This is a genomic window from Dongia sp., from assembly GCF_041910485.1.
GTDB lineage: Bacteria > Pseudomonadota > Alphaproteobacteria > Dongiales > Dongiaceae > Dongia.
On the sequence record NZ_JAYRQR010000035.1, the window covers coordinates 136,880 to 155,480 of the forward strand.

The following is an 18,601-nucleotide window of genomic DNA, read 5'->3' on the forward strand; positions in this document are numbered from 1 at the left end:
ACGCTGGGGAACAAAGGGAATCGATATGGCTGGCAAGACGAAAAAGAAGACGATTGTTGCGGCAAAGGCGAAGAAGGCCGTCAAGGCGGCCAAGCCCGCGGCGAAATCGAAGACCATCGACAGCGGCATCAAGCCGGCCGCGCCGAAGGCCTATGCCACGCTCGCTGTGAAGGACAATCGCAGCAGCAAGGGCTTCGATCTGCCGGTCTTGAAGGGTACCGTCGGCCCGGATGTCGTCGATATCCGCAAGCTCTATACCGAGCACGGTCTCTTCACCTACGATCCGGGCTACGGTTCGACCGGCTCGACCCAATCCGCCATCACCTATATCGATGGCGACGAGGGCGTCCTCACCCATCGCGGCTACCGCATCGAAGATCTCGCCGAGCACAGCGACTTCATGGAAGTCTGCTATCTGCTGCTCGAGGGTGAGCTGCCGAACGCCAAGCAGAAGGTCGAGTTCGAAAAGAACATCACCTATCACACGATGCTGCACGAGCAGATCGCCCGCTTCTATTCCGGTTTCCGCCGCGACGCGCATCCGATGGCGGTCATGGTCGGCGTGGTCGGCGCGCTTTCCGCCTTCTATCACGACAGCACCGACATCCACGACCCGCGCCAGCGCATGATCGCCTCGCACCGCCTGATCGCCAAGGTGCCGACGATCGCCGCAATGGCCTACAAGTACTCGGTCGGCCAGCCCTTCGTTTATCCGAAGAACGAGCTGTCCTATGCCGAGAACTTCCTGCGCATGACCTTCGCGGTCCCGGCCGAGGAATATAAGATCGACCCCGTCGTCGCCAAGGCGATGGACAAGATCTTCATCCTCCACGCCGACCACGAGCAGAACGCCTCGACCTCGACCGTGCGCATGGCCGGCTCGTCGGGCGCCAATCCGTTCGCCTGCATCGCCGCCGGCATTGCCTGCCTGTGGGGCCCGGCGCATGGCGGCGCCAACGAAGCTGTGCTGAAGATGCTGGCCGAAATCGGCTCGACCGCCAACATCAAGGAATATATCGGCAAGGTGAAGTCGAAGCAGGACAATACCCGCCTGATGGGCTTCGGCCACCGCGTCTACAAGAACTACGATCCGCGCGCCTCGGTGATGCGCAAATCCTGCCACGAAGTGCTCGACGCGCTCGGCAAGCGCAACGATCCGCTGCTGCAGCTCGCGATGGAGTTGGAGAAGATCGCCCTCAACGACGATTACTTCATCTCGCACAAGCTCTACCCGAACGTCGATTTCTATTCGGGCATCATCCTGCAGGCGATCGGCTTCCCCACCTCGATGTTCACGGTGCTGTTTGCCGTGGCGCGCACCGTGGGCTGGGTCGCGCAGTGGAAGGAAATGATCGAGGATCCCACCCAGCGCATCGGCCGCCCGCGCCAGCTCTATACCGGCTATGGCGAACGGCCCTATGTGCCGATGAACAAGCGCAAGTAACGGCGCCGATCATCAAATCGACAAAGGGCGGCACCGCAAGGCGCCGCCCTTTCCTTTTGCCGCCCCGGACAAGGCGTCAGAGAATGCGGCGATATTGGATGAAGCCGGATTTGTCGGCGATCCGGTCGTAAAGCTGCATCGCCACCTCGTTCGTTTCATGCGTCAGCCAATAGACGCGCGAACAGCCCTGCTGCTTGGCGACATCGTAGACATATTCGATGAGCTTGCGGCCGATGCCGGCGCCGCGGATATCGGCCGCCGTGAAGAGGTCCTGCAGATAGCAATAATCGCCCACCGTCCAGCAGGAGCGATGGCGGATGTGGTGCACCATGCCCACGGCCCGGTCGCCGGCCCAGGCCAAGGCACCCGCCATCGGTTCCGATGGGTCGAGCAATCGATCGAAAGTCACCGCCGTGACTTCCGGCGCAATATCGACTTTGTAGAACTCCTGATAGCCGCGCCACAGCGGCATCCAGGCGGCGTGATCTTCGCGCCGCAACGGGCGAATAGAAATATCGGTTGCTGTCATGCGGGGTCTCCTTCTGCGCGTGATTGGGAGCTTGGACTTGTGCCGCCAACGAGCGCAAGCAGCGCCGCGACGGAAATGAGAACAAAGCCACCGAGGTCCGGATAGGTCGGCCGGTCACCGAGCAGCAGCATGGCGGCGATCACACCGATGACCGGCACCAGCAAGGTGCCGAGGCCGGCGACGCTCGCCGGCAGCCTTGCGACCGATTGGAACCACAGCAGGTAGGCAAGCGCCGTTCCGATGAAAGTACTGTAGCCAAGCCCGGCAAGGGATGACCAATGGCGGACGTCGCCAATCTCGAAACCCGTGGCGCAAAAGCCGATCGCGACCGCGACCGTCCCCACCACCAGCTGCCAGGCCGTGATCGCCAGCGGATGCGCGTCGATCCGCGCCCATTTGAGATAGACGGTTCCGGCGGCCCAGCTGACGGCCGACCCCAGCGCATAGATGGCCCCCACCGGCACGCCGTTCACGACCAGCGGCCAAAAGAGGATGATCAGCCCGGCAATCCCGAGAAGAAGCGCCGCACCGCGCCGCAGATCCAATCGCTCGCCGAGAATGAGACAGGCAAGGAGGCTCGCCCAGATCGGCATCGTGTAGGCGCAGATGGCCGTCCGGCTGGTCGTCGTTGCCAGCTGGGCGAAGGCCGCCAGCACGCCGAACCCACCGATGCTGAGGAGTCCCGCTGCCGCCAGATGCCAGCGTTGACGACCGGGCCTGATCGCCAAGCTGATGCCGCGATGACGCGCGACCGCCATCAGGATCGCGGCTCCAACGCCGAAGCAGATTGTGCGGAAGGTCCAGGGCGAAAAATCCTGCAGCCCGAACTTCGCCGACGGCCAGTTGAGCCCCCAGATGATGGTCACCAGGGCCAGCGTCGCGCGGGCGCCCCGCTCGCCTCTCGCCACCACCATCAGAAGGTCAGCTTGCGGCACTGCTGGCCGGCCGCGTCGAAATTCTCCGGCTGCAGCCAAGCCTCATAGCCGGCCTTCAATCGCGGCCAATCCTGATCGATGATGGCGAACCAGGCGGTGTCGCGATTCTTGCCTTTGACCACCATGTGCTGGCGGAAGATGCCCTCGAAACGGAAACCGAACCGTTCGGCCGCACACTTCGACGGTTCATTGAGATTGTTGCACTTCCATTCGAAACGCCGATAGCCAAGATCGAAGGCATGACGCGCGAACAGGAACAGCGCTTCCGTCGCGACACGGCTGCGGGCGATGGCTGGTCCCCACAGGATATTGCCGATCTCGATGACGCCATGCACCGTGTCGATGCGCATCAGGGATTGGCGCCCTTCGGCGCGGCCGCTCTTCTTGTCGATGACCGCGTAAAAGAACGGATCGGTTCCGGCCGCGGCCTTGTCGATCCAGGCCGTGAAAGCCGCTGAATCGCCGGGCGCTTCTTCAAAGAGATAGCGGAACCGATCCTCGGCCCCTGGGGCCTGCGCCGACGCGAACAGATCGGCACCGTGGCGCGCGGGATCGAGCGGCTCCAGCCGGGTATAGCGGCCTTCGAGCGGGACACGTTCCGGGCGCGGTGCGCCCTTCCATTGCGACAGGTCCATAAGGCAAATCCCCGACGATCAAGCGATGCCGCGATGTGCCATCAAAGTGGTTCTATTGAAAGTACCACTTAGGGAAATTTGGCCATACCACTTGGCCAGCCACCCATCTGGGACCCGGATCAGCCGGCCCGCAATTCCGACAGGACTTGGCGCACGGCGCCGTCCAGCGATTGGACCTTCTTTTCCATGTCGGCGGCCATGTCGAGCATCTGCCGCGCGACACCGCTGGTCTCACCGACGATGGCACGAACATCGGTGATGCTGCCGCTCACCCGTTTGGTCCCGTCGACCATGTGCCGGATGTTGCCGGCCATGCTCTGGGTCGAAGCCTCCTGCCGCTCCACCGCCTCGGTGATGCTGTTGGTGGCGCTGCTGGTCTCGTGCATGCTGGCCTGGATGGCGCCGATGGCCTGCGCCGACTCCTCGGCCGAACGGCGGATATCGCCGATCTGGCGGGTAATGTCCTCGGTGGCGCGGGCCGTCTGGTTGGCGAGGCTCTTCACCTCCGATGCGACGACCGAGAAACCCTTGCCCGCCTCACCCGCCCGCGCCGCCTCGATGGTGGCATTGAGGGCCAGCAGGTTCGTGCTGCCCGCGATCTCGCTGATGAGTGTCACGATCTCGCCGATCTGCTGGGCCGCGACATGCAACTGCGAGACGGTGGCATTGGTATGGTCGGCAACCTCGACGGCTTTGCGCACGCGATCGCGCGCGCTCTCCACGTTTTCCGTGATCGCCGTGATGGCATGCGCAAGATCGTCGGCCGAGGTGGCAACCTGTTGGGCACCGGCTTCAGCTTCGACCACGGCGTCGGTCGCATCCTTGGCCTGGTCGGCCGCGACATGGGCCGACCGGTCGAGTGTTGCCGCCGTCTGACCCAATTGTTCGGCCGCCGCGCGCAAGCCGCCCAATGCCTGCTGAACTTCGCCTTCCAGCTTGCCGGCCAGGACCAGCATCGCCTTGCGGCGCTCGTTGGCGGCCTGCTCACGCAAACCCGCCTGCTCGGATTCCAGCTGGCGGCGCTTCTGCGCCATTTCCTTGAAGACCTGAACAGCGCGCGCCATCAGGCCCACCTCGTCATGGCGCTCGCGCGCCGGCACTTCGGCATCGAGCCGGTCCTGCGCCAGGGCTTCCATGCTGTCCGCCAGGCGGAACAAGGGCCGCAACGAATGCCGCACCGACCAGAAGAGGCCGAGACCGGAAAGAACCGCGCCACCGATACCCAGAAGGCAAAAGGCCACCAGCAGATCCATGAAGGTGCCCAGGAACACATCCGATCGGCGCGAGATCGCCACCGTATCGGCGCCCGCGCGGAACACGGATGTCAGGCGAATATCGGACAAGGGCCAGGTCAGCGTCGGCGGCACTTCGTAGATCGGATTTTGCGCCAAGTGCGCATTGGTCTCCGCCGATTGGATGAGTGCCTCGGCATCGGCCCGCATCCCGGCATCGCCTGAGCTGCTGCCGACGAGCTTGCCGTCGCGCCAGACGGTGACATCGCCACCGATATCGGCGGCCAGTGTGCCGAGCCAGGCATCGGTGAGTTCGCCCTTCTCACCTTCCAGCGCCTGCAACGCCCGGGCGGCATGGGCGTGCGCCGCCTCGTTCACTTGCGCCAACTGACGCATGCTGCCTTCATAAACCACGTAGAGGACGACGATCGCCATCAGGCCGGTCGCAACAACAATGTTGGCCAGACCATGCACCAACAATCGGGTCGAAATTTTCATCGGCTCGGCTTCCGCACTTCTTTTCAGTGGGTGGTAAGTATGCTGTCGGCAAGGTAAGCGGCACGCCGTTAACAATTCATGACCTAGATCAAGGTCGGTGTCCCCCACCAGCACCCGAAAATGAAAGGGGCGGCCATTTCCGGCCGCCCCTTAAAGAAACTTATGTTTACCAGCTTATTTCTGAACCAATTCGATCTTGTAACCGTCCGGATCCTCGACGAAAGCGATGACCGATCCCCCATGCGCCATCGGGCCGGCCGGGCGCGGGATCTTCACCCCTTCCTTGGCCAATTTGTCGCAGGTGCCATAGATATCCTCCACCCCGATCGCCAGATGGCCGAAAGCAGTGCCGATCTCATAGGGGTCCTTGCGACCCCAATTGTGGGTGAGCTCAATGACGCTGTGATCGTCTTCGTCGCCATAGCCGACGAAGGCCAGCGTGAACTCGCCCGACGGATAATCCTTGCGGCGCAGCAGCTTCATGCCGAGATGCCGGGTATAGAAATCGATCGACTTGTCGAGATCCATGACGCGGATCATCGTGTGCAACAGACGGTTGGCCATTCTTCTTCCTCTGCTTATCTGGAGTTCAACGCGCGACGGCTTCGACGGCGCCGACGATGTCATCGACCACGCGGGCGATCAGCACCTTATCCTCGCCCTCTGCCATGACGCGGATCAGCGGTTCGGTACCGGACTTGCGGATGAGCAGGCGGCCACTGCCGTTGAGCGCCGCTTCGCCTGCCGCGATCGCTTGCTTAACCAGCACCTGATCCAGCGGCGGCACCTGCCCCGGCTGATAGCGCACATTCTTCAGGAGCTGCGGCAGCGGCGCGAACACGCGGGCCGCCTCGCTTGCCGGCCGGTCGGCGCGGATCAGCACGGCCAGGATCTGCAGTGCCGCGATGAGGCCGTCGCCGGTCGTCGCAAAATCGCTGAGGATGATATGGCCGGATTGCTCGCCGCCGATATTGAGACCCAGCCGGCGCATGGCTTCGACCACATAGCGATCGCCGACGGCGGTCCGGTGCAGCTTTAATCCCAGAAGCGCCAGGTGCCGCTCAAGGCCCAGATTGGACATGACCGTCGCCGCGATGCCGTCGCCGCTGAGGCGCCCGGCGCTCTGCCAGCTCTCGGCGATGAGCGCCATTAGCTGGTCGCCATCGATAACCGTGCCCTTCTCGTCGACGACGATGACCCGGTCCGCGTCGCCATCCAATGCGATGCCGAGATGGGCGCCGGATTGCTTCACCTGCTCGCGCAGCCGCTCGGTATGAACCGCGCCGCAGCCGGCATTGATGTTGGTGCCGTTGGGCTCATTGGCGATGGCGATGACATCGGCGCCCAGTTCCCACAGCACGGTCGGTGCCACCTTGTAGGCCGCACCGTTCGCGCAATCGATCACCACGCGCAGGCCCTCAAGGCTCAGTCCCTTGGGAAAGCTCGACTTCACGAACTCGATATAGCGCCCCTGCGCGTCGTCGATGCGCTTGGCGCGGCCCAGCTGTGGCGACGGCGCCAACCCTTGCGCGGGCTCGAAGCCCGTCCCCTGCATCCGTTCCTCGATCTCGATCTCGATTTCGTCCGACAGCTTGAAACCGTCAGGGCCGAACAATTTGATGCCGTTGTCTTCATATGGATTGTGCGAGGCCGAGATCATCACGCCGAGATCGGCCCGCATCGAGCGCGTCAACATGGCGACGGCCGGGGTGGGCAGCGGCCCCAGCAGCATGACGTCCATCCCCATCGACAGGAACCCTGAGGTCAGCGCCGTTTCCAGCATATAGCCGGAAAGCCGCGTGTCCTTGCCGATGATCACCCGGTGCCGGTGCCCGCCGCGCGTGAAATGGGCGCCGGCTGCAAGGGCTAGGCGCAGCGCCGTCATGGCGGTGATGGGCTCGGCATTCGCCAAGCCACGGACGCCATCCGTGCCGAACATTTTGCGGGTCATCCTCAGTTCCAATCCACCGAATTCAACGATTCTGCCATTTTACCCCCACCCGGCCGCCACGCAAATCGCCGATCATCCGCGCCGGAGGGCTTCGATCATGGCCCGCATCTGGAAGGTCTCCGGGACATCATGGACCCGGACGATCTGCACCCCCTGGGCCAGCCCCAGGGCCGCCACGGTGATCGAGCCTGCCATCCGTTCCTTGGGCGCCTCGCCCTTTGACAGGCGGCCGATGAAGCTCTTGCGCGAAACGCCCAGGGTCAAGCTGCAGCCGAAACCGTGGAACGCGGCGAGTTCATTGAGGAGGCGCAGGTTATGCGGGTCCTTCTTGCCGAAGCCGATGCCCGGATCGAGCGAGACGCGCGCGCGCGGCACGCCAAGCAGTTCAAGGCGCGCGAGCCGCGCGGCGAAATAGTCGATAAGATCGAGCGTCACATCGGCATAGTGGGGATCGGCCTGCATGGTCTGCGGCTCGCCCAGCATGTGCATCAGCACGATATCGGCACCGCTTTGGGCAGCGACTCGCTCGCTGTCAGGATCGCCGGTCAGGGCCGTCACGTCGTTGATGATACGAGCGCCGCTTTCGACGGCTGCTGCCATCACCTCGGCATGCCGCGTATCGACCGAGACGCAAAGCCCCTTCTCCGCCAGCGCCCGGATGACCGGCACCACACGGCGGATTTCTTCCTCGACCGATACGGGGGCCGAGCCAGGCCGGGTCGATTCACCGCCGATATCCAGAATGTCGGCACCCGCCTCGGCCAAGGCGATGCCGCGCTCAATGGCGGCCCCGGCCTCGGCATAATCGCCCCCATCCGAGAAACTGTCGGGCGTCACGTTGACGATGCCCATGATCAAATCGCGCGTGAGGTCGAACCCGGCCCACTTGGCTGGGGCCTGCGAGAAACGCGCGAGCTCAGCCGACGGCACATCGCTCAAGGCAATAGGGCGACGCTGTCCGGCGCCGGTTGCGTCGCGGTCGACCCGTTCCATCGCCCCGAAGGCCACCGGCCCACCGGCAAGGCGTCGCGCCGTCCCAGCAGCAATTGCCCGTGTGGCCGCCGATCCCTGCAGCAAGGCGGTCGGAATGAAAAAGGTCGACGTCATCACTTCATCGCCGGGTTGGTCATCGCTCTTACGCAGATAGGAGAAGCCCCGCCAACCGGGCGGGGCTTCAGTTCAGTCCAAATCGGCGCGCATCAGGCGCCGGGTTGCGGCTTCGGCTCGAAACCGCCTGGCCGCGTGATCGCCGTCGGGATCGAGGAGCGCGGCTTCACCGTGGCTGGGGCGCTGCCGCCCTGCCCCGTATCCTGCCGGATCTTGTCGCCATTGAGCAGCGCACGGACTTCATCGCCTGACAAGGTCTCGAACTCGACCAGTGCCTTGGCGACCGTATGCAACCCTTCCAAATGATGGGTCAGCAGATCGCGGGCCTTCTTCTCGCCGGTCTCGACGATGCGGCGCACTTCCTGGTCGATGAGCTTGCTGGTCTCATCCGAGATGTTCTTGCGCTGCTGGCCGATCTGATAGCCCAGGAACACGTCCTGCTCGCTGTCCGAATAGCGCAGTGGCCCCAGCTTCTCGCTCATGCCGAACTCAGTCACCATGCGGCGCGCCATTTCGGTTGCCTGCATGATGTCGTTCGAGGCACCGGAATTCAGATGCTCCTCGCCATAGATCAGTTGCTCGGCGATACGGCCGCCGAAGCAGATGGCGATGCGGCTCTCCATCCAGGTCTTCGAGATGCTGTAGCGGTCCTTTTCCGGCAGCGACATGGTGAGGCCCAGCGCGCGACCGCGCGGGATGATCGTCACCTTGTGCAGCGGATCGGCTTCCGGCACTTCGAGGTTCACGATGGCATGGCCGGCCTCGTGATAGGCCGTCGCCAGCTTTTCCTCCGGCGTCATGACCATCGAGCGGCGCTCGCTGCCCATCATCACGCGGTCCTTGGCCTGTTCGAAATCGGCCATGGTGACGACGCGCTTGCCGAAACGGGCCGCCATCAGCGCCGCCTCGTTGACGAGGTTGGCGAGATCGGCACCCGAGAAGCCCGGCGTGCCACGCGCGATCACGCGCGGATCGACATCGGGACCCAGCGGCACCTTGCGCATATGCACTTTCAGGATCTGCTCGCGCCCGCTGATATCAGGGTTCGGCACCGTGATCTGGCGATCGAAACGGCCCGGGCGCAGCAGCGCCGGATCGAGCACGTCCGGCCGGTTGGTGGCGGCGATGATGATGACGCCCTCATTGGCGTCGAACCCGTCCATCTCGACCAGCATCTGGTTCAAGGTCTGCTCGCGCTCATCGTTACCGCCGCCGAGGCCGGCACCACGATGGCGGCCGACCGCGTCGATTTCATCGATGAAGATGATGCAGGGCGCGTTCTTCTTGCCTTGCTCGAACATGTCGCGCACACGGCTCGCGCCGACGCCGACGAACATTTCGACGAAGTCGGAACCGGAAATCGTGAAGAACGGCACATTGGCTTCGCCGGCGATGGCGCGGGCGAGCAACGTCTTACCCGTACCCGGGGGACCGACGAGCAAGCAGCCTTTCGGGATTTTGCCGCCGAGACGCTGGAATTTCTGCGGGTCTTTGAGGAACTCGACGATTTCCTCAAGCTCCGACTTCGCCTCTTCGATGCCGGCGACGTCGTCGAAAGTGACGCGGCCCGTGCGTTCGGTCAGCAGCTTGGCGCGCGACTTGCCGAAGCCCATCGCCTTGCCGCCCTGGCCTTGCATCTGGCGCATGAAGAACACCCAGATGCCGACGATGATGATCAACGGCGCCCAGTTGATGAGCAGGGCGATCAGCGTGTTGTTGCCTTCATCCTGGGGCGCTGCCTTGATCTCGACGCCCTTGGCGGTCAGGTTCTCGACCAGCTTGGGGTCATTGGGCGCGTAGGTGGAAAAGGCCTGGCCATCAGACGTATGGCCGGTGATATCGGGGCCACGAATGGTGACGTCGGTAACCGACCCTTCATTGACCTTCCCGAGGAAAGTCGAATAGGCCATCTGGGTCTGCGCCGAACGCGACGTCGGGTCGCCGAACATGTGGAACAGGACGATCAGCAACAAGGCGATCGCCACCCAGATCATCAGGTTCTTACCCCAATTCACAATCTTTCATCCTTCAACTGGGCCCTGCCGCCTGAGAGGGGCTCGCCCGACCGTCCATTTGTAATAGGTTAAATAGTGTGCGGCCACCCGTGCGCAACTGTAAAGCCGCTTGATGTTGCTGAATTTCGGGGCAAAAAGCGGATTTGCACGCTCTCCCCGCGCCCATACGGGTCGAAACCGAGATATGGCACGTAGATGAGACGACCTGTCGCATCGCGGATGGCGGGCAAGGCGGGCCGGGCGATGGGTGGAATGTCCTTGCCAAGGGTCCGGGAATAGCCGGAAAGGCCTATTTCGGCGATGCCGGAATCGCCCAGAATTGACACCTTTTCACCTCCCTTTTCCTCCTTGTTTGAAACCTCGAACCGGCCATCCCACAGCCCCGAGCCTACCAGGACGTGTCGGACGCACCCCGCCTCGCGACAGACCAGTCCCCGCCCCCGCCACCTGCCGATCAGGGTCCCGCCGAGGCTCGCGACCGGCGCCCCGTCCCTGAGCCCCGCCTCGATACGCGCGAGTGCCGCCTTGGCCGGTGGATGATCGCCCCCGCCGATCATGCCGATGAGCCGCGTGAGGGCGAGGTGCCGGACAGGCTCCGGCCCTTCACCCCACGCGTCGAGGTCGATCAGCACATGCCCGGCCGGGTGGATCTCGACTGCGCGCAGCAGGTGATCGCCGGTCTCGGCTTCGAGCGCTTGCCGCTGCCGGCCCCAGCGGGCGATGTCGGCACGATCGGGCAAGGGCCCTTCGAGGCCCTGGCGCCAGCGGATTCGTTCAAAGCGGGTCGATTGGTTGCTGGGATCCTCGATCCAGGCGAGGCTGTGCTCCCGGAGATAGGCGCGCAGATCGGCGCCGGGTACGTTGAGCAGCGGGCGCAGAAGGCGGATGCCATTGCGAACGGTGATCGCACTCATGCCCGCCAATCCGAGATCGCTATCGGGATTGCGGGCGCGGCGCATGGCGATCGTCTCGCGCTGATCGTCGAATTGATGCGCGATCAGCAAGTGATGCACCTGCGCCGCCCGGCACCAATCGGTCATGAGATCATAGCGCGCGGCGCGGGCCGCGGCCTGCAGGCCGCCCGTGGGCTTATCGCCCGTCCAGCGCAGGATGCGGTGATCGATGCCGGCCGCCGCCGCCCAGGCCGACACCTGCGCCGCCTCGGCAGCGGATTCCGGCCGCAAACCATGATCGACGGTGAGTGCGGTGAGCCGCCCGCCGTGCCCGGCGACCCAGTTCTTGAGGAGATGCATGAGGGCAAGGCTGTCGGCCCCGCCCGAGACGGCGACGGCGATCTGCGGCGCGTGTTCGAACGGCCCCACCGCCCCCATCAGGGCGGCGAAACTGGCGTCGTTCAGCGTATCCCCAAGCGGAATGACCTCAGCCGCACTTGTAGCGCTGCTTGGCGCGGGCGGCGCGATCCTTGATCGCCTGCGAAGCGTCCGGGAACTGCTTGTCGAGTTGACGGAAAGCCGTGCAGGCATCCGCATTGCGGCCGGTCTGACCCAGCGACATGCCGAGCTTCAGCAGATTGTCGGCGGCCTTGCTGCTCTTCGGGTACTTCTGATAGCCCTCGGCGAAAGCGACCGAGGCGTTCTTGAAATCGCTGCGGACGTAATAGGTCTCGCCCAGCCAATATTGCGCGTTGCCGGCGAGCGGGTCCTTCGGATGTTCGGCGACGAACGACTTCAAGGCGAGTTCCGCTTCGGCATAGGCACCACGCTGCACGAGGCCGGTCGCATATTCGTACTGCTCCTGCGGCGAGTTGCCAGGGAGGACGACCGAGCCACCGGCACTGGCGGCAGCCTGATCAGCGGCACCGGCCGGCGCCTGCGGCAGCGATTGCATCTGGTCGTTGCTGAGGGTCCCCATGACACCGGGCTGAGTCGGCTGCGGCGGTGCGCCGGGATCGACCGCCGGCACGGATGCGGCAGCGGCCTGTCCGGCAGGTGCGGCGCCCATGTCGGCACCGGCAACAGGTGCTGCACCACCGGCACCGCCGGCCATCGCCTTTTCAAGTTCGCCGAGGCGGAACTCGGTATCCTTTTGGGCACGGTCGAACTTGTCGGCGAGATCGTTAATCTTGAGTTCGAGCTGCTCGATCTGGCCGGTGAGCTGGCTCATCTGCTGATCGTATTGCTGGAAGCGGACCTCGGTCTGGGCCGCGGCCGTGCCACCACCCGCGACGGCCCCGCCGCTGCGCGGCATCTGATTCTCGATATAGGAGACCTTCTGCTTCAGCTGCGCGAGCTCGGCGCGCAAATCGTCGACCTCATCCGCCTGCGCGATACCCAGCGGCGCCAGCGCCAGCAGGCCGGCAAGTGCTGCCACGCGGGCCGCCACCTTCATCCCATTCGCATTCATCACGCGGGTCATCCTCATCGCTCGTCTTCCCGGTCCAGCCCGACATCGGCGCGGGCTTCATGCTCGACACCGATCCGGGCGGAATTATGGCGTAGCCGGGCCAGCCCGGTCACAAAATTGCGAGCTGACAATGCCAAAGGGACTCGGTGAAAAGCAAGCCTGGGCAATCTCTTGCCCAGGCGGTCGCCGCTGGTCGTTCCGAGTGGAAAGCAGCGAGAAATCAGGGATTCAACGCAGTGACGGCGCGACGGTTCCGCTCCCAGCAGCCTTCCTCCGATTCCGCACAAAGCGGCTGTTCCTTGCCGAACGAGGTTGTCTGAAGCCGGGCCGCGTCAACGCCCAGGGCCACCAGATAGGCGCGCGCCGATTCAGCCCGGCGCTCGCCCAGCGCCAGATTGTATTCGCGGGTGCCGCGCTCGTCGCCATGTCCTTCGATTACCGCCGTGCGCACGGGATATTGCTGGAGCCATTGCGCCTGCCGCGTCAGCACCGATTGCGCATCTGTCGAAAGGTCATATCGGTCCGTGGCGAAATAGACCGTGTTGCCGATCTCGTTGTTGAAGACCTGGTCGGCACCGAGCGGATTGCCACCAATGTCGCCAGGATTGGTGTTGGCGATGTTGGTGTCACCCGAACCGTTGCCGGTACCAGCGACCTGGGCCGTGTCGTCACTGCCGCAGGCGGTAAGTCCCAGCAGCATCAATCCAGCGAGCAAACCACGTTTGGTACCCGCCCCAAAAGTCAGCATTCGATTGTCCCCTCTTAAGGTTGAAAAACATCAACGGGGATAAACTCGATGCCAAAGAGGGCGGGATTGCGGCGAAAATCGCGCGAAGACGGGGAAATTGCGCAAGCTCGACAGCATGCCGCGCGCAAACAAAAACGCCGGCCCGGATTTCTCCGGACCGGCGTTAATGACGCCAGTTATCTGCTAAAGAGCGAGATTACTGGTTGATGGCGCTGACGCCACGACGGTTCTGCGACCAGCAGGACTCATCGCTCTCGGTGCAGAGCGGACGCTCCTTGCCGTAGGAGATGGTGCTGACGCGAGCCTTGTCGACGCCGAGGGCGACCAGGTAGTTGGCAACCGAGTTCGCACGACGCTCGCCGAGGGCGAGGTTGTACTCACGGGTGCCGCGCTCGTCGCAGTGACCTTCAACGGTCAGCGTGCGCTGCGGGTACTGCTGGAGCCAAGCGGCCTGACGCTGCAGCTGGGACTGGGCGTCCGAGCTCAGCGAGTAGCTGTCGAGGTCGAAATAAACGGTGTTGCCGACGTTCTGGTTGAAGTCCTCGGGCGAACCCGGAACCGCCGCACCGGCGATGCCCGAGTCAGCCGCCGAGGCCGACGAGTTGCCCGAACCGGCGGCGCCGGCGTCGTTCACCGGCACATCCGACGAACAGGCTGCCAGGAGAGCGGCCGCAGCCAAAGCCGACAGGATCGAAAGACGCATTTTTTGTTTCCTCTTATGTCCGTTCTCAGCCCGTGCAGTCCCCCCGACCACCCCCCGATTGTGGATCGCCGAACTACACGCGCTTCAAATTCCGCGCTGAATCAAGGTTTTCCATGATCGAGTTGATCTTGGAAACGGGGCGGAACATAGATCATTATTGCTTTGCTAGCAAGGGCGCGCGCGCCATTTTAACCCTGTCCAGTGGCGTTTTGGTGACACACTGGTGTGTCGACGCAACAGTATTCCGCGACCGACCGGTTGCGATCTGAAAGCGTCGGGAGACGGTCCGCGCCGACCGTCTCCCGGTGACAAACCTCAGTCCTGAAGCAGCGGCGACCAAGCCGGATCGGAACCGTCGAGGGGGGTTTTCATGACTCGTTCGTTGTGGCCGGTAAGGTCGATCGAGTGCAACTGCGTCCGACCGCTCGGTTCCTGCTTGTAGAAGGCAAGGACTCGGCCGTTGGGAGCCCAGGTCGGGCCTTCGATCAGCCAACCCTGCGAGAGCATGCGCTCGCCCGAGCCGTCGGGACGCATGACGCCGACATAGAAGCTGCCCTGGTACATGCGGGTAAACGCAATGAGATCACCGCGCGGCGACCAGACCGGGGTGCCGTAGCGCCCCTGCCCCTTGCTGATTCGGCGCGCCCCGCCGCCATCGGCGCTCATGACATAGATCTGCTGGGAGCCGCCGCGATCGCTTTCAAACGTGATCTGGCTGCCGTCCGGGGCGTAGCTCGGCGCGGTGTCGATGCCCGGCGTGTTAGTGACACGCTGGGTACGGCGGGTACGGATATCCATGACATAGATATCGGTGTTGCCGCCCTGGGCCATGCTCATGATGACCTTGGAGCCGTCCGGCGAGAAGCGCGGGGCGAAAGTCATGCCCGGGAAGTCGCCGAGCACTTCCTGCTGGCCGCTGTCGATATTGAAGAGGTAAACGCGCGGCTTGTTGCCGTAATAGGACATATAGGTGATGTCCTGGGCGGCCGGCGAGAAGCGCGGGGTCAGCACCAGCACGCCGCCATCGGTGAGGTTCGTATGGTTCTCGCCATCCTGGTCCATGATGGCGAGGCGCTTGATACGCTTGGCCTTGGGACCGGTTTCCGAGACATAGACGATGCGGGTATCGAAATAGCCTTCTTCGCCAGTGATACGCTTGTAGATCTCGTCGGCGATCTTGTGGGCGACGCGGCGCCAGTTGTTGCCGGCCGAATTGTACTGGAAGCCGGTCATCTGCTGTTCGCCGAACACGTCCCAGAGACGGAACTGGACCGAGACCTGACCGCTGGCCTGCGAGGTCACATTGCCCGCCACCAGTGCCTGGGCGTTGATGAGTTTCCAATCCTGGAAGCGCGGCGATTGCTGCAGTGAGGCGTTGTCCTGGATGAAGGCCTTCTTGTCGATCGGCGCGAAAAGGCCCGAACGCTCGAGATCGGCGGCCACGACGCCTGCGATATCGCGGGCGATCTGGGCATCATTGGGGGCCGCCGCATAGAAATCCGGCACCGCGATCGGCATCGGTTCCACCGTGCCCCGCGTGATATCGATCGTCGGTTCGGCCTTGGCCGCGCCGATGCCGACGGGAAGGATCACCAGCGACACCATCAGAATGCCGCGCAGAAACTGCTTCATGCCTAGCCTCTTAATTTAAGGACTTAACCGGTCCAACCGTCCGCTGCACAACGATGCAAGCGTTCAATTGGTTTCATAACCCGAATCTTGCGTTAACGCATCTTACAAACAGTTGAATTCCGGCGTTTTTGTGGCCGCCGACCAATCAATTGATCTCTGACGGGCGGAAACGCAGCTTCATGGTCGGCCAATATTTCCCCGGTGGCAGGCGCAAGGGACTGGCGCGTTTCACGGCACGGATGGCGCCTTCCGCCAGCGAACGGAAATAGGGGTCGGCCTGGTTGTTCAGGAGTTCGACCCGCGTCACCGTGCCGTCCGGCATCAATTCGATACGCAGTTCCACCATGATCTGATCCAGGTTCGGCGCGCCGGCGGCGCTGCCGATATTCCAGTTCTTCTGGATCTGGTCGCGAATCCCATCCTCATCCCCGGCCGTCATCGGAATCTCGGAAATGAGATCGGTTTGCGGCCCGGTGCTTTCCTCAGGCTCGGCGGCGGCTTGCTTCTTCGGCTTTTCCGGCGTCGGTTCGGCCGCCGGCTCGTTGAGCACGCTGGCCAGCAGATTGTCGAGTTCAGCCGAATCCTGTTTCTTCTTCTTTTCCTTCGGCTTTTCCTCGGTCTTCTTCTTGGGCTTTTCTTCCGGTTTTTCTTCCGGCTTTTTCTCGACCTTCTTTTCTTCCTTGGGCTTGGTCTGATCCGGAATCACGACGGCCTGCTGCTCGGGCTCCGGCGGCGGCGGTGCCGAGGTGGGCTTCGGATTCTCCTTGGCCGGGGCGGGCTTCGCCTCCTTCTTCGGCTCGACCTTCTGGGTCTCTTTCTTCTTTTCGCTGACCTTCTTCGACGGCTTGTCGACCTTGGGTGCCGCGGTGAGGTCGGAGACGATCGCCGCCTCGATCCCCAAGGGCTCGACGATCACATCGTCCTGGAAGAGTTGCGGCACGCCGAACCAGGCGAAGAAAAAGACCGCCACATGGAACACGATCGAGGCGACGAAGCCGCGATTGAGTTCCGGGTCGAAGCCCAGCTTTTCGGTCAGGAAACTCATTACGCCTGCACTACTTCTTCTTCTCGGGCTCGCCAGAAGCCTTGGTATCGGTCACGATGCCGACCTTGTTGAAACCATTAGCCTGCAATTCGGCCAAAACTTGGGCAATGCCGTCCCAGTTGGCCGTGGCATCGCCACGCACGTAAATGATCGTGTCCGGCTTGTTCATGGTGATGGCCTTGAGGCGCGGCCCCACCTCTTCGATCCCGATCTGGGTTTCCTGCAGGAAGACCGCATTGTCGGAGCGCACCGTCACCACCAGCGGCTCCTCCGGGTTGGACATCGCCTCGGCGCTGGTCTTGGGCAGTTCCACCTCGACACCGACCGTCAACAATGGCGCCGTCACCATGAAGATGATGAGCAGCACCAGCATGACGTCGACCATCGGCGTCACGTTGATGTCGGCCATCGCCGCAAATTTGCGCCGCCGGGAATGCCCACGCGACGGGTGGCCACCGCCGCCGAGCTTGACGGCCATCAGTGCTTCTCCTCGAGCTGACGCGACAGGATGGCGCCGAACTCGCCGGCGAAGGCTTCGAGCCTGTTGCCGTAGCGGTTGATGTCACCGGAGAGCTTGTTATAGGCGAGCACCGCCGGGATGGCGGCGACGAGACCCAAGGCCGTGGCGAAAAGGGCTTCGGCGATGCCGGGGGCGACGACGGCCAGCGTCGTGTTCTTGGAACCGGCGATAGCGGCGAACGAGTTCATGATGCCCCAGACCGTGCCGAAGAGGCCGATGAAGGGAGCCGCCGAACCGACCGAGGCGAGATAGCCCATGTAACGTTCGATCTGGTCCATCTCACGGCCGAGCGTGATGTTCATGACGCGCTCGATGCGGTCCTGCAGGCTTTCGCGCAGATGTTCCGAAGCCAGCAGGCCCTTGGCCGCCGAGCGACGCCATTCGCGCATCGCGGCGACGAAGATCGAGGACATCGGGTCGGTCGGCCGGTTCGAGATGCGGTCGTAAAGCTCCTCGAGCGAGCCGCCGGACCAGAAGGCCTCCTCGAACTGGCGGGCCTGTTCCCGGAGGCGACGGAGGCGGATGATCTTGTCGAAAATGATCGCCCAGCTCCAGATCGACGCGCCGAGCAGGAAGAGCATCACGCCCTTGACGATCCAGTCGGCCTGCATGAACAGGGCCCAGACCGACAAATCATGCGCGGCGCTGGGCATGCCGACCGCCGTTTGCGCGGCCGCGTCGACGCCATCTAGGACGTTCCCAGAAACCGGGGCGACGGGCGTTGCGGAAGGTGCTGGTTGTTGCGGATCCATGATTCTTCTTCGCTTCTTCTTTTAAGATTGAATTTGGGTCGATAGCGCCTGGCGCAGGGTCGCCGGCAGACGCGCGGGCCTGCCGTCGCGACCGACGCAGGCAATGGTGACGGCGACGCGGCACAGTTCCTGGCCGCCGCGCTGAATGGATTGGTCGAGCTCGATGGTGGCAGCACCCAATCCCTTGACGCTGGTGGTCACGTCGAGCGCATCGTCGAGTCTGGCGGGCTTCAGATATTCCGCACTGACGCGGCGGACCGCCATCATGATGCCGTCGCCCGCCATCATAGCTGTGTGATGGAAGCCGGCATCCCGCAGCATCTCAGTCCGCGCTCGCTCGGCGAACTTCAGATAATTGGCGTAGTACACGATCCCGCCCGCATCCGTGTCCTCGTAATAGACGCGGATGGGAAAGCTGTGGGTTGGCGTGGCGGCGGTGTTCAAGGCGGTGAGAGTCATCGCTGATACCCCCCTCCACCGCCGACGCATGT

At 63.4% G+C, this 18,601-nt stretch carries 18 protein-coding genes; 1 reads left to right on the forward strand and 17 read right to left on the reverse strand.

Annotated features, from left to right (window positions below):
• The first annotated feature begins 25 nt into the window (after positions 1–25).
• Complete coding sequence (gene gltA, locus ACE3PP_RS11485; protein WP_374382180.1) at positions 26–1,444, forward strand: citrate synthase; 1,419 nt, start codon at positions 26–28, stop codon at positions 1,442–1,444.
• A gap of 76 nt (positions 1,445–1,520) precedes the next feature.
• Here gltA and ACE3PP_RS11490 read toward each other — a convergent pair whose 3' ends face one another.
• The 17 genes from ACE3PP_RS11490 to ybgC form a co-directional block, all read right to left on the reverse strand.
• Positions 1,521–1,973 carry an N-acetyltransferase family protein gene (locus ACE3PP_RS11490; RefSeq protein WP_374382183.1) on the reverse strand — a complete coding sequence of 151 codons (453 nt, stop codon included), beginning with the start codon at positions 1,971–1,973 and terminating at the stop codon, positions 1,521–1,523.
• Positions 1,970–2,908: a DMT family transporter gene (locus tag ACE3PP_RS11495; protein ID WP_374382186.1), complete on the reverse strand. Its 939-nt coding sequence runs from the start codon at positions 2,906–2,908 to the stop codon at positions 1,970–1,972. Before ACE3PP_RS11495 ends, ACE3PP_RS11490 begins: the two co-directional genes overlap by 4 nt.
• Positions 2,887–3,543, reverse strand: coding sequence for a GNAT family N-acetyltransferase (locus tag ACE3PP_RS11500; protein ID WP_374382189.1), 657 nt, complete (start codon positions 3,541–3,543; stop codon positions 2,887–2,889). The genes ACE3PP_RS11495 and ACE3PP_RS11500 overlap by 22 nt, the downstream gene beginning before the upstream one ends.
• A gap of 119 nt (positions 3,544–3,662) precedes the next feature.
• On the reverse strand, positions 3,663–5,273 hold the full coding sequence (locus tag ACE3PP_RS11505; RefSeq protein WP_374382192.1) for a methyl-accepting chemotaxis protein: 1,611 nt from the start codon (positions 5,271–5,273) through the stop codon (positions 3,663–3,665).
• 174 nt (positions 5,274–5,447) lie between these two features.
• Positions 5,448–5,837 carry a lactoylglutathione lyase gene (gene gloA / locus ACE3PP_RS11510; RefSeq protein WP_374382195.1) on the reverse strand — a complete coding sequence of 130 codons (390 nt, stop codon included), beginning with the start codon at positions 5,835–5,837 and terminating at the stop codon, positions 5,448–5,450.
• A gap of 25 nt (positions 5,838–5,862) precedes the next feature.
• Positions 5,863–7,224: a phosphoglucosamine mutase gene (glmM, locus tag ACE3PP_RS11515; RefSeq protein WP_374382198.1), complete on the reverse strand. Its 1,362-nt coding sequence runs from the start codon at positions 7,222–7,224 to the stop codon at positions 5,863–5,865.
• A 72-nt stretch (positions 7,225–7,296) separates the two neighbouring features.
• A complete protein-coding gene (gene folP / locus ACE3PP_RS11520; RefSeq protein WP_374382201.1) occupies positions 7,297–8,331 on the reverse strand; it encodes a dihydropteroate synthase in 1,035 nt (344 codons plus the stop codon).
• A 92-nt stretch (positions 8,332–8,423) separates the two neighbouring features.
• Positions 8,424–10,325, reverse strand: coding sequence for an ATP-dependent zinc metalloprotease FtsH (gene ftsH, locus ACE3PP_RS11525; protein WP_374382641.1), 1,902 nt, complete (start codon positions 10,323–10,325; stop codon positions 8,424–8,426).
• A gap of 89 nt (positions 10,326–10,414) precedes the next feature.
• Positions 10,415–11,668: a tRNA lysidine(34) synthetase TilS gene (tilS, locus tag ACE3PP_RS11530; RefSeq protein WP_374382204.1), complete on the reverse strand. Its 1,254-nt coding sequence runs from the start codon at positions 11,666–11,668 to the stop codon at positions 10,415–10,417.
• A gap of 58 nt (positions 11,669–11,726) precedes the next feature.
• Positions 11,727–12,728 (reverse strand): tol-pal system protein YbgF, encoded by a 1,002-nt coding sequence (gene ybgF, locus ACE3PP_RS11535; RefSeq protein ID WP_374382206.1) that lies wholly within the window; start codon positions 12,726–12,728, stop codon positions 11,727–11,729.
• A 202-nt stretch (positions 12,729–12,930) separates the two neighbouring features.
• Complete coding sequence (gene pal / locus ACE3PP_RS11540; RefSeq protein ID WP_374382209.1) at positions 12,931–13,458, reverse strand: peptidoglycan-associated lipoprotein Pal; 528 nt, start codon at positions 13,456–13,458, stop codon at positions 12,931–12,933.
• A 196-nt stretch (positions 13,459–13,654) separates the two neighbouring features.
• Positions 13,655–14,161, reverse strand: a complete 507-nt coding sequence (gene pal, locus ACE3PP_RS11545) for a peptidoglycan-associated lipoprotein Pal (protein ID WP_374382212.1) — start codon at positions 14,159–14,161, stop codon at positions 13,655–13,657.
• Positions 14,162–14,476: 315 nt separating this feature from the next.
• Positions 14,477–15,793, reverse strand: a complete 1,317-nt coding sequence (gene tolB / locus ACE3PP_RS11550; protein ID WP_374382215.1) for a Tol-Pal system beta propeller repeat protein TolB — start codon at positions 15,791–15,793, stop codon at positions 14,477–14,479.
• 145 nt (positions 15,794–15,938) lie between these two features.
• Positions 15,939–16,838, reverse strand: coding sequence for a hypothetical protein (locus tag ACE3PP_RS11555; protein WP_374382218.1), 900 nt, complete (start codon positions 16,836–16,838; stop codon positions 15,939–15,941).
• Between the two features lie 10 nt (positions 16,839–16,848).
• Positions 16,849–17,316: an ExbD/TolR family protein gene (locus tag ACE3PP_RS11560; RefSeq protein ID WP_374382221.1), complete on the reverse strand. Its 468-nt coding sequence runs from the start codon at positions 17,314–17,316 to the stop codon at positions 16,849–16,851.
• Positions 17,316–18,011: a protein TolQ gene (gene tolQ, locus ACE3PP_RS11565; RefSeq protein WP_374382644.1), complete on the reverse strand. Its 696-nt coding sequence runs from the start codon at positions 18,009–18,011 to the stop codon at positions 17,316–17,318. The genes ACE3PP_RS11560 and tolQ overlap by 1 nt, the downstream gene beginning before the upstream one ends.
• A gap of 120 nt (positions 18,012–18,131) precedes the next feature.
• Positions 18,132–18,569, reverse strand: coding sequence for a tol-pal system-associated acyl-CoA thioesterase (ybgC, locus tag ACE3PP_RS11570; protein ID WP_374382224.1), 438 nt, complete (start codon positions 18,567–18,569; stop codon positions 18,132–18,134).
• Positions 18,570–18,601 lie beyond the last annotated feature (32 nt).